The sequence below is a fragment of the Proteus sp. G2674 genome, from assembly GCF_009915195.1.
GTDB lineage: Bacteria > Pseudomonadota > Gammaproteobacteria > Enterobacterales > Enterobacteriaceae > Proteus > Proteus mirabilis.
Genome location: NZ_JAABLS010000010.1, coordinates 188,390 through 200,034, shown reverse-complemented (window position 1 = coordinate 200,034; position 11,645 = coordinate 188,390). Strand labels below are relative to the sequence as shown.

General features: G+C 40.3%; 10 protein-coding genes and 4 tRNA genes. 12 read left to right on the top strand and 2 right to left on the bottom strand.

Annotation, left to right across the window (positions count from 1 at the left end):
- Window positions 1-16 precede the first annotated feature (16 nt).
- The 12 genes from rfbA to GWI58_RS03350 all read left to right on the top strand — a co-directional run bounded on the left by rfbA (window position 17) and on the right by GWI58_RS03350 (window position 9,095).
- Window positions 17-898, top strand: coding sequence for a glucose-1-phosphate thymidylyltransferase RfbA (rfbA, locus tag GWI58_RS03405; protein ID WP_004249667.1), 882 nt, complete (start codon window positions 17-19; stop codon window positions 896-898).
- Window positions 876-1,589, top strand: a complete 714-nt coding sequence (gene rffC / locus GWI58_RS03400; protein ID WP_004246344.1) for a dTDP-4-amino-4,6-dideoxy-D-galactose acyltransferase — start codon at window positions 876-878, stop codon at window positions 1,587-1,589. The genes rfbA and rffC overlap by 23 nt, the downstream gene beginning before the upstream one ends.
- 1 nt (window position 1,590) lies before the next feature.
- Window positions 1,591-2,721, top strand: a complete 1,131-nt coding sequence (gene rffA / locus GWI58_RS03395) for a dTDP-4-amino-4,6-dideoxygalactose transaminase (RefSeq protein ID WP_004246343.1) — start codon at window positions 1,591-1,593, stop codon at window positions 2,719-2,721.
- Between the two features lies 1 nt (window position 2,722).
- Window positions 2,723-3,979 carry a lipid III flippase WzxE gene (gene wzxE / locus GWI58_RS03390; protein ID WP_161768898.1) on the top strand — a complete coding sequence of 419 codons (1,257 nt, stop codon included), beginning with the start codon at window positions 2,723-2,725 and terminating at the stop codon, window positions 3,977-3,979.
- Window positions 3,976-5,061, top strand: a complete 1,086-nt coding sequence (locus tag GWI58_RS03385; RefSeq protein ID WP_004249664.1) for a TDP-N-acetylfucosamine:lipid II N-acetylfucosaminyltransferase — start codon at window positions 3,976-3,978, stop codon at window positions 5,059-5,061. Before wzxE ends, GWI58_RS03385 begins: the two co-directional genes overlap by 4 nt.
- A complete protein-coding gene (gene wzyE / locus GWI58_RS03380) occupies window positions 5,058-6,422 on the top strand; it encodes an ECA oligosaccharide polymerase (protein ID WP_020946594.1) in 1,365 nt (454 codons plus the stop codon). The genes GWI58_RS03385 and wzyE overlap by 4 nt, the downstream gene beginning before the upstream one ends.
- Window positions 6,422-7,159, top strand: a complete 738-nt coding sequence (gene wecG / locus GWI58_RS03375) for a lipopolysaccharide N-acetylmannosaminouronosyltransferase (RefSeq protein ID WP_004246339.1) — start codon at window positions 6,422-6,424, stop codon at window positions 7,157-7,159. The genes wzyE and wecG overlap by 1 nt, the downstream gene beginning before the upstream one ends.
- A 225-nt stretch (window positions 7,160-7,384) precedes the next feature.
- Window positions 7,385-7,461: transfer RNA gene (locus GWI58_RS03370), tRNA-Arg, on the top strand.
- A gap of 63 nt (window positions 7,462-7,524) precedes the next feature.
- Window positions 7,525-7,600 (top strand) — tRNA-His (locus GWI58_RS03365).
- A gap of 22 nt (window positions 7,601-7,622) precedes the next feature.
- Window positions 7,623-7,709, top strand: a tRNA-Leu gene (locus tag GWI58_RS03360).
- Window positions 7,710-7,736: 27 nt separating this feature from the next.
- Window positions 7,737-7,813: transfer RNA gene (locus GWI58_RS03355), tRNA-Pro, on the top strand.
- A 964-nt stretch (window positions 7,814-8,777) separates the two neighbouring features.
- On the top strand, window positions 8,778-9,095 hold the full coding sequence (locus GWI58_RS03350; RefSeq protein WP_012368704.1) for a hypothetical protein: 318 nt from the start codon (window positions 8,778-8,780) through the stop codon (window positions 9,093-9,095).
- Between the two features lie 62 nt (window positions 9,096-9,157).
- On the opposite strand, the gene hemY is transcribed toward GWI58_RS03350, so the two are convergent.
- Both hemY and hemX read right to left on the bottom strand, forming a co-directional pair.
- Window positions 9,158-10,387: a protoheme IX biogenesis protein HemY gene (hemY, locus tag GWI58_RS03345; RefSeq protein ID WP_004246334.1), complete on the bottom strand. Its 1,230-nt coding sequence runs from the start codon at window positions 10,385-10,387 to the stop codon at window positions 9,158-9,160.
- Between the two features lie 4 nt (window positions 10,388-10,391).
- On the bottom strand, window positions 10,392-11,642 hold the full coding sequence (gene hemX / locus GWI58_RS03340; protein ID WP_004246333.1) for a uroporphyrinogen-III C-methyltransferase: 1,251 nt from the start codon (window positions 11,640-11,642) through the stop codon (window positions 10,392-10,394).
- Window positions 11,643-11,645: the final 3 nt, after the last annotated feature.

Genomic DNA, 11,645 nt, shown 5'->3' with positions numbered 1-11,645 from the left:
ACGTGAAGGATAAATGATGAAAGGTATTATTTTAGCGGGTGGCTCTGGTACACGCTTACATCCGATAACGAAAGGGGTATCGAAACAGCTGTTACCTATCTATGATAAACCCATGATCTATTATCCGCTCTCAGTACTTATGTTAGCGGGAATTCGTGATATTTTGATTATCACCACTCCTGATGATCTCACTTCATTTCAACGTTTATTGGGTGATGGCTCTGCATTTGGTGTCCATCTGCAATATAAAGTTCAGCCATCTCCTGATGGCTTAGCTCAAGCCTTTATTTTAGGGGATGAGTTTATTGGTGATGAGCACTGTTGTTTAGTCTTAGGCGATAATATCTATTTTGGTCAAGGGTTTAGCCCCAAACTAAAACAAGTTGCTCAACGTCAGCGGGGCGCAACAGTATTTGGTTATCAAGTGATGGATCCGGAGCGCTTCGGTGTTGTTGAATTTGATGATGATTTCAAAGTGCTGTCAATAGAAGAAAAACCTCAACAGCCTAAATCGAATTGGGCGGTCACTGGGCTTTATTTCTATGATAACCGCGTGGTTGATTTTGCGAAAAAGGTGAAACCTTCTGTTCGTGGTGAGCTTGAGATAACCTCGATTAATCAGATGTATCTTGAGTGTGGTGAGCTTAATGTGGAGCTATTGGGACGCGGTTTTGCTTGGTTAGATACGGGGACTCACGATAGTTTAATTGAAGCCAGTACTTTTGTACAAACCGTTGAAAAACGTCAAGGTTTTAAAGTGGCGTGTCTGGAAGAGATCGCTTGGCGTAATGGTTGGTTAACTGACGAACAAGTCAGAGAAAGCGCAAAATCACTCGCCAAAACAGGTTATGGTCGCTATCTATTGGATTTATTACATGTCCGTCCTCGCCAATATTAATTATCTTGAGTGGGAGAGCGATTTTTTCTCCCTCAATACAGGCCGTCTTGAGTTTAGTGCTCAAGCGCCTGTTTTAACACAAGATAGGCTTGAGCAATTTACGGTTGTTCATGCCAAAGTTGCTTCCTATGATCTTCTACTGATTGATAACTTAACGCAATTAGGATTTCAATTCGCTGAAGGTGAAATAGATTTCAAATTGCCAATTGGCACAGAAAATGCTTGTGGAAATATTGCTGAAATACATTTTCGCACAGCCAATGAAACTGATATCCCATTATTAATGACAACGGCTTCTGCGGCTTTTGTACAAAGTCGCTTTCGAGCGCCATGGTATCAAGAAGGTGATAGCAGCCGTTTTTATGCATTATGGGTAAAAAAAGCGGTTTTAGGCACTTTCGATGATAGCTGTTTATTGACGATGGATCGCGAAAATAAGGTTACAGGGTTTGTAACATTACGTCGGATTTCTGAGAGTGAAGCAAGAGTGGGATTACTTGCTGTAATGCCGAATAGAACAGGACAAGGCATTGGTAAGCAACTGATGTCGGTGGCGAAGTATTGGTGTCAACAGCAAGGTCTATCAACCCTCTATGTTGCAACACAAATTAGCAATATTGCAGCTTCGCGTTTATATACACAAAGCGGTGCTTTAATTGATAGCACTACTTATTGGTTATACAGGGGATAATATGATTCCGTTTAATAAACCACCCGTTGTTGGCACAGAATTAGAGTATATGAAACAGGCGATGGAAAGTGGCAAGCTCTGTGGTGATGGCAACTTCACAAAAAAATGTGAAAAGTGGTTAGAAGAACAATTTCATTGTCATAAGACGCTGTTAACACCTTCTTGTACAGCATCGTTAGAAATGGCGGCTATCCTTCTGGATATCAAACCCGGCGATGAAGTGATTATGCCGAGTTTCACTTTTGTTTCGACTTCGAACGCCTTTGTTTTACGTGGTGCAACTATTGTGTTTGTCGATATTCGTCCAGACACCATGAACCTTGATGAAACAAAAATTGAAGCGGCGATTACGGAGAAAACGCGTGCGATAGTGCCCGTTCATTACGCAGGTGTTGCCTGTGAAATGGATACCATTATGGCGATCGCCAAAAAGCATAACCTGTTTGTCGTTGAAGATGCTGCGCAAGGGGTAATGTCGACTTATAAAGGTAAAGCTTTAGGAACTATCGGTCATATTGGTTGCTATAGCTTTCATGAGACGAAAAACTATTCATCAGGTGGTGAAGGTGGGGCAACACTGATTAACGATCCTGCTTTAATTAATCGTGCGGAAGTGATCCGTGAAAAAGGCACCAATCGTAGTCAATTTTTCCGTGGGCAAGTTGATAAATACACTTGGCGTGATATTGGCTCTAGCTATTTGCTGTCTGATTTGCAAGCCGCTTATCTTTGGGCGCAACTCGAACAAGCCGATAAAATTAATGAACGTCGTTTAGCATTCTGGCAAATCTATTACGATGCATTAACGCCGTTAGCCGAACAAGGTTTGTTAACATTGCCTGTTGTACCAGACGGTTTAGAGCATAATGCCCATATGTTCTATATTAAACTTAATGATATAGAGCAGCGTACGGCTTTTAATGAGTATATGAAAGCACAGGGCGTCTTAACGGTATTCCACTATGTATCACTGCATACGAGTCCTGCCGGAATGAAGTTTGGTCGTTTTGATGGTAAAGATATTTTCACTACACAAGAGAGTGAACGCTTGGTGCGCTTACCGATGTTCTACAACATGACTGAAGAAGAGCAGCAAACCGTTATTCATCATATTCGTCATTTCTTTGCTTGATATGTCGTTAGCTAAAGCTTCAATTTGGACAGCAGGGTCAACCTTGATAAAAATCGGGGCTGGCCTGTTGGTCGTAAAGTTATTGGCGGTCTCCTTTGGTCCCTCCGGAGTGGGACTTGCGGGTAACTTCCGCCAATTAATTACCGTTCTTGGTGTGCTGTCAGGGGCGGGTATTTTTAATGGTGTAACAAAATTGATTGCGCAATATCAAGATGATGCATTACAACGCAAAAATGTGTTGGGTACATCATCATCAATGATATTGCTGTTTTCTACACTACTTGCCATTTTATTTCTTATTTTTACCACACCAATTAGTCGCGTTTTATTTGGTGATGACTATCTGCAATATCTAGATATTGTCAGAATGGTTGCCTTTATTCAGATGGGGATTGCCTATGCCAACTATTTTCTGGCGATATTAAAAGGTTATCGAGATGCATCTGGAAACGCTTTAGCGATTATTGCGGGAAGTTTAATTGGTGTTATTGCCTATTATCTCTGTTATCTCATTGCAGGTTATCATGGTGCATTAATTGGCTTAGCTTTAGTACCTGCACTGATTTTATTGCCAGCGATGGTTATCTTAATAAAACGTAAGCGCTTTGCTCTGAGTGAATTAAAACCAAGTTGGGATAAGGCTATCGCCAATCATCTTGGTAAATTTACCATTATGGCACTACTGACTTCTATCACTTTACCCGTCGCTTATATCATGATGCGTAACTTGTTAGCAGAACATTATAGCTGGGATGATGTTGGCATTTGGCAAGGAGTTAGCAGTATATCGGATGCTTATCTACAATTTATTACAGCATCATTTTCTGTTTACTTATTACCCACACTTTCACGATTAACGCAAAAAAATGAGATAGCCAAAGAGATAACCAAGTCACTGAAATTCGTCTTGCCAGCGGTGGCAGTGGCTAGTTTTATGGTTTGGTTATTGCGAGATTTTGCCATTTGGTTGCTATTTTCTGAAAAATTTATCGCTATGCGAGAGTTATTTGCTTGGCAACTGGTTGGTGATGTGTTGAAAGTAGGGGCTTATGTTTTTGGCTATCTGGTGATTGCAAAGGCTGCTTTGCGTTTTTATATTCTGACAGAAGTGAGCCAATTTGCCTTATTAACGCTTTTTTCACGTTGGCTTATTCCTGAACATGGTGCTTTAGGTGCAGCTCAAGCCTATATGGCAACCTATATTATTTACTTCCTTCTCTGTAGTTCTGTTTTCGTGATTTATTGCAGGCGCAAATGACAACTTTGATTTACGTACTAGGTTCAGACATTGTGCATCATAACAACACAATGTTACGCTTTTTTAACGACCACCTCGTGACTGAGGCGGCATTAACGTATAAACCTCGTTTTATCGTTGCCAGTAAAGATAACTCGTTATCATCACTTTATCCTCATTTAGAGATTGAGTGTTTAGCGGATAAAAAACAAGTCGCGCAGAGAGTGGTAGCATTAGCTAAAGCAGATAGAAAACAACGTTTTCTATTTCTGGGGCAATTTAATGCGCCTATTTGGCTTGCTTTATTGATGGGCAAAATTAAACGTCATCAATTCTGGTGGCATATTTGGGGTGCTGATCTTTATCAGGATGCTAAGCAATTAAAATTTAGACTGTTTTATCTATTGCGTAAACTTGCGCAAAAACGGGTTGGACGTGTGTTTGGTACACGGGGTGATCTAAATTATTTTGCTCAATCAAATGTTAATATCCCCGCGAATTTGCTCTATTTCCCAACAAGAATGGATCCGGCGTTGACGCTTACAGAAAAGAAGGCCGTTGATCCTCAGCATATTACCATTGTATTAGGTAACTCAGGCGATAAATCTAACCGCCATATCGATGCTTTAAATGCGATTGCTGAACAATTTGGTCATAAAGCAAAAGTGATCATTCCTATGGGATATCCCGCTAATAACGAGGATTATATTCAGCAAGTATCTGATGCAGCGACAAACTTATTTCCAACAGAACACGTTGAGATATTACGACATAATCTTGCCTTTGATGATTATCTCGCACTCTTAAAAACCTGTGATTTAGGTTATTTTATTTTCCAACGTCAGCAGGGTATTGGTACGTTATGCCTGTTGATCCAATTTGGGATCCCTTTTGTGATTAGCCGTCAAAATCCATTTTGGCAAGACTTAACAGAGCAAAGTGTTCCCGTTTTCTTCTCTGGTGATAAACTTGATGTGGCGTTAATTGAAGAAGCGCAACGTCAATTATTGCTACTGGATAGGAAGAATATTACCTTCTTTGCACCTAACTTTATCCAAGGTTGGAAGCAATTGATTGAGATGAGCACAGGAGACACCCAATGACATTGGCGCAATTGGGGGGATTAACCCTTGTCTACTTTATCTCGTTGGGGTTTATTTTATTACTGACCTACCAAGAGTTTCGTCGGGTACGCTTTAATTTTAATGTCTTCTTCTCCATGCTTTATTTGCTGACATTCTATTTTGGCTTTCCATTAACTTGTTTATTAGTCTTTCAGTTTGATGTGGCAGTTGTTCCTGTCGATGCCTTATTACACGCTCTATTAGCCGCTACTAGCTTTTATGCGATTTATTATGTCACTTATAAGGTAAGACTAAGAAAAGCCACTAGCGAGCCTTCTAGGCCGTTATTTACGATGAATCGGGTAGAGACTAACCTAACTTGGATACTGTTAGCGTTAATTGCTATCGTTACTGTGGGCATATTTTTCTTACAAAATGGCTTCTTACTCTTTAAGTTGAAAACATATAGCCAAATTTTTTCAAGCCAAGTATCAGGTGTGGCGCTAAAACGCTTTTTCTATTTTTTTATTCCTGCAATGCTGGTGGTCTATTTCTTAAAGCCCACACAACAACGTTGGCTTTTTTTCCTTTGTGCGACGGTCGGCTTTGGTATTTTGACCTATGTTATCGTCGGGGGAACACGCGCAAATATCATTATTGCGTTTGCACTATTTTTATTTATTGGCATCGTACGTGGTTGGATAACCTTATGGATGTTAATTGCTGCAGGTGTGATGAGCATTGTCGGTATGTTTTGGTTAGCACTAAAACGTTACGGGCTTGATGTCAGTGGTGCCGAAGCTTTTTATACCTTTTTATATCTGACTCGCGATACCTTCTCTCCTTGGGAAAATCTTGCATTATTGTTGAATAATTACGACAAAATCGAGTTTCAAGGACTCGCACCTATTATTCGCGATTTTTATGTGTTTATCCCTTCATGGGTTTGGCCACAAAGACCAGATGTCGTACTAAATTCAGCAAACTATTTTACTTGGGAAGTGCTTAATTATCATGCAGGACTTGCCATTTCACCAACGTTAATTGGCTCCTTGGTGGTGATGGGGGGCGTTGTATTTATCCCCTTAGGCGCGGTGGTTGTTGGGCTTATTATTAAGTGGTTTGATTGGCTCTATCAGCAGGGGTTAAATGAACACAATCGCTACAAATCTGCCATTCTTCAAGCATTTTGCTTTGGTGCTATTTTTAACATGATTGTTTTAGCGCGTGAGGGCGTTGATTCGTTTGTGTCTCGCGTGGTCTTTTTCTGTTTAGTATTTGGTGCCTGTTTAATTGCAGCCAAACTCCTGTATTGGTTATTTGAAAGTGCAGGATTAGTTCGTCACTATGTTATTAATCAAGTGCGCAATAAACCTCGTTTAGAACAAAAGGAAAAGTAATGGATACAAATTCAATTCCGAAGTATTCCATCCGTGGGCACAATATCTGGGGATTTAAAGATATGGCGCATTTTTTGGATTATCTTTATCAAGGTGCGCAAATTAAAAGTGGCTCTTTAATTGCGATTAATGCAGAAAAAATCTTAACCGCAGAAACAGATAAAGGCTTAAATCAGTTATTAGATGAAGCGGATTATTTGTACGCCGATGGCATTAGTGTTGTTCGCGGCATTCGACGTAAATATCCTGATGCACAAGTATCTCGTATTGCGGGAGCTGATTTGTGGGAAGCTTTAATGGAGCGTGCCGGAAAAGAAGGCACACCGGTCTTTTTAGTTGGTGGCAAACCTCAGGTATTGGCGCAGACGGAAAGTAAATTAAAGGCACAATGGAATGTGAATATTGTCGGTAGCCAAGATGGTTACTTTACGCCACAAGATAGAGATGCACTTTTTGAACGTATCAAAGCTTCTGGGGCAAAGATCGTGACCATTGCCATGGGCTCACCTAAGCAAGAGCTATTTATTCGTGCTTGTCGGCAAGTACACCCAGACGCGTTATATATGGGCGTAGGTGGCACTTACGATGTTTTTACAGGGCATGTTAAGCGTGCGCCAAAAGCATGGCAAAACTTAGGCCTAGAATGGTTATATCGTTTACTGTCACAACCTAGCCGGATCAAGCGCCAATTTAAGTTATTAAAATTTGTTGGTTATTACTATTCCAATAAATTGTAAGTTGCGTGAGTATTTTTTGTCGGCAATAAGTGTTAAATAGCAAAAATCGCAATCTTTACTGGTATCTTGATTGTTTGATTATTATACTAATGGGGCGTTGAGTGGGTAAAAACGCTCCATTTATCGACGAAATGCACAAACTATCGTCAAACAAACTTTTTTTTTCAAAAAGCACTAGACAGACAGTGTGTAAATCCGTACTATCCTCTCCCGCAACGGCGTGAAGCGCCCGTAGCTCAGCTGGATAGAGCGCTGCCCTCCGGAGGCAGAGGTCTCAGGTTCGAATCCTGTCGGGCGCGCCATTAAAGCGTGCTAAGAGTTACGGTGAAGAGCGTTGTTGTAGAAGTAGTAAGATAGCTGTTATGGTGGCTATAGCTCAGTTGGTAGAGCCCTGGATTGTGATTCCAGTTGTCGTGGGTTCGAGTCCCATTAGCCACCCCATCTTATCTTAGTTTTTGTTTATGCGAGGGTGGCGGAATTGGTAGACGCGCTAGCTTCAGGTGTTAGTGTCCTAACGGACGTGGGGGTTCAAGTCCCCCCCTTCGCACCATAAACAAGATAAGAGCAGTCATTCAGACGGCGAGTAGCGCAGCCTGGTAGCGCAACTGGTTTGGGACCAGTGGGTCGGAGGTTCGAATCCTCTCTCGCCGACCAATAAGAAAAAGCCTCGATATATATCGAGGCTTTTTTGCATTTATTATCAAGCTATTGACAGCGATATTGTCTTATTTCATTTATATTGTTGTATCTTCCTTCTGTCCTTTCTCTTTTGTCCTTTTGCTACTGTCCTAAGCACAATAGACCGTTTATCTATGATTCATGATTAAAGCAGGTTGTTGGCTCTTTTAGTTTAAAAAGGGAGATCATTAGGCTATTTGTTTACAGGGCAGTGTAAGTATATTAGTTAAAGATTATTAATAATTTGTATTACCGCCTGATTTTATACTACATAAAAAGAGCATCATGAGAAAGTTAAATGATTTATGTAACCGTATGAATTTAAATGAAATATTTTTTATTGTCGGTAAAAAACAACACATGGTAAATTTGATGTCGCTAAAAGGTGACATATAACTCAATGATTTTTATATATTATATACTGGTGTTAGCTTAACTGTCGTGAAACAGAGACGAGTTAGCAAATTTATTTTTTCTTTTTTATTTAACAATAGCCTGATAAAAATACGCTCTCTGATCTTTTATATTTTAAATACGCCATAAAGGTGAAGGCGCCTAAAAAATTCAATTAGTTAGTTTTATGCTGTTTGGGAATTAATTTTTTATTGGCGGAAAATACAAGTTGGCACGCTAAATGCATTACTTATTCTGTAGATGCTCATTCCACTCCTTATGACAGCATATGTCTTCATAAACCTAGGAATGATGCAGAGCCGATTATCGGTGCCTACGTCCACGTTATCGATGAAACACCATTCATCACCAACAGGACGAAACGTTGAGTGAGGCACCATCCGTCTGTAGACCTGATTGTATATTTTATGCACCTGTATTTTTTAATACGGGTGTTTTTTTGTCTGTTTTTTATCTCATCCCTTTTGAATTGATAACACTATCACGCTATTATCCAGCGCAAGGGTAAATAGAGGGTGGCATCACGATGATAAATAACCAAAAAGCGTATCTTGCGCAAGAAAGGCTCTTTTTGATAGATAAGTTTGGCCCATTGCTGTTTTTTTTGATCCCGCTGATCATGCTGATTATCGGTGGAAAATCATGGGCGAAGTATGTTGCTTTTCTGTGTCAGGGGATCGCACTGATTTATATCGTGGTGTTTTACCAAGCAAGAAAATATTATTTGTCATTTCAACATGAAAATAACAAAGGGATACCTTATCGTTTTTATCGTATCGCTTGGGTCTATTTATTTTTAATTTTGTGTCTTGAAGTAGTACTACTGGTTCAACACGCTTTTTAAAAGTAATAAAAAACCCTCAATTTTGTGTTTGAGGGTTTTGGTCAATAAATGAAATGATGTATTTATTGCAGTGCTTTATTTGTTTTAGGCTCGTCAAAAATAACAGAGTCTTTTTTTAACGTCATTAATAGCGCATCTTTGCGTACTTTGGCTGACTCAACTGATTTATTCTGTTTATCTAGCACATCAGCCAACCACGCAAAATCATGAACATCTGGACGCTGTTTTAATGCATTGCGAAATGCTGTTTCTGCTTGTGCCCATTGCCCTTGTTGCATGGCAATTTGACCGACGGTGCTATTGAGTAATGGTGTCGGACCATGTTGTTTAATTAGTGAGTTAAGCACTTTTAAAATTGAGTCTGGATCGCTGTTTTTTAAGCGCGGTAATAATAAGATCAGGCGTTCATCATAGTGACGTTTGATCCCATCTAAAATGATCGTCTGCGCAGTTTGCGGATCGTTGCACTCAATAAGGTGTTCTGCTAATACAAATCGTAGTCCATTATCATGTTGGATCTTACGAGGCTGTGCCTTCCACCAATTTTTCAGTCCATCACAACCATTTTCGGACATCTTCTGTCCCATCAGCCCAATATAGGCTTGTTGACGTAATTGCTCTAATTCATCATCTGTATGTAGGGCTATTTTCTGCATTGAAGGGATGATATCAAGTAGTGCTTGCCAAGCTTCTGTACGTATATACGCAGTTTCTGCTAAGCGTAATACTTCCGGATGACGAGGCACTTGATTGAGTAATTCATCGACCCCAGTACGAGCAGCATGGTTTTCATTTTGTGCCAGTAAAATGCGCACTCGGGTAATATCAACGGGTAACTGATTGGTATCAGCAAGCTCAGAAGCACGCTCCAGATGTTGCTGTACTCTAAACTCATCACCCCGTTGTTGTGCTGCTTCTGCTGCTAGTAAATAGTTTACTACAGGTTGTTCCGCATAATCGGCATTGCGGCTCATCAGCTTTTCTACTTGTTTAAAATCACCTTCCGCAAGTTTCATTAATGCTAACCGTGTTTGTTTACGTGCTCGGCTGCGTTTGCGCAAAGAGAACCAACTATAGGCTTTAGAGCCTGTACCAATAAAACGACGATAACACCAGCCAAGCAAGAGCAATATCAGTTGCAGTAAGACAAACATGATCACAAGACTGGTAACGCTAGTTTCAATATCCCAATTATCGGTTTGTATAAAGACATAACCTTGATGACCCGCTAATACAGGCCCGAAGATTATCCCGGCAATCAATACCACAAATAGGAGTAAGATCTTGAACATAAATTTATTCTCCTTGTGGTGCTACGGTTGTTGATGTCGTTGTTCCTGATGTTGCACTATCTTGTGCTGCATCAACCGCATAAGGGGCTTGTGTAGCTTCGGCATCTTTGGCTTCAACCGCTTCTGGCTGTGATGTCTCGTTTTGGGTCAGCAAATTACGGATCTGCTTTTCTACTCGTTTTTCTAACAGAGAGAGGCTTTTTAATTCTGTTGGCATTGCGAGAGTAATAGGCTGCTTTTCAAGCTCATTAATACTGTCTAAGAAAGCCGTTGTATTCGGATCGGTGGTATCAAAATAGGCGCGTACCCAAGTAGATACCGCTTCTAATGATTGTTGATAAATCTCTGTTTGATGGCGAGGCACCGCTTGAGATGCAATTAATAAACGAGAGCGGATATTTTCTCGCAGATAAATATCTTGGTTTGGAGCTAATAGTGGAATAGCGGTACTGTCTCGACGACGGATAGTAATAAAGTCATCCATAAAGCTTTTCCAGCTTTTACTGAGGTTTTGCTTCCAGTCAGAAAGCGAGCCTGAAATGGCTTCATCATTTTTATCCATCGGTGAGCCATCACGCTCAAACCCAGATAAGCGTAGGTTATCAACCTGATTAGCTAACTGATTTAATTGTAAAATAGTACCATCATTATCAATTTTGCTCAGCGCGGCTAAGTTGCCAATATCTTCATTAATGGCGCGGCGGATGGCCAATAAGCTTGGGTCATTCATTTCTGCTAAGCTACTATCTGCACCTTTTAATAAACTTACCGCTGTGACGACATCTTGGTCATTCCATAATTTGCGGCCCGCCATTTTTACCATAAAATCAGCTTGCGCTAATAGCCAGCTCTTTACATCTGCACTTGAGATAGCAGCAAATTGCGTTTGTAAATTTTGGATTTGACGCTCAGTAACTTGGCGTTCATTTTGCAGTTTATCAATAGTGAGTTTTTGTGAGTTAAACTGACTGTCAATATTGTCAAAACGTTGTTGATAAGTATCTTGCAATTGTTGTAATTGTGCCAATTGTGATTTTAGCGATTGGTTTTCTGTACTTAGTTTAGTCGCTTGTTGAGTGGTGTAATAATAAAGACCACCACCGATTGCCAGAATAACGAGGATCGCAACGGCACTCCCTATCAAACCTGAACGCTTATTGTTTACAGGTTTTACTTCTTGATAGCGGATATCGTCATCAGCCTTTGATGTACCATTCTGCAAGTCATTTTCATTCGTATTTTTCTGTTCCGTCATATC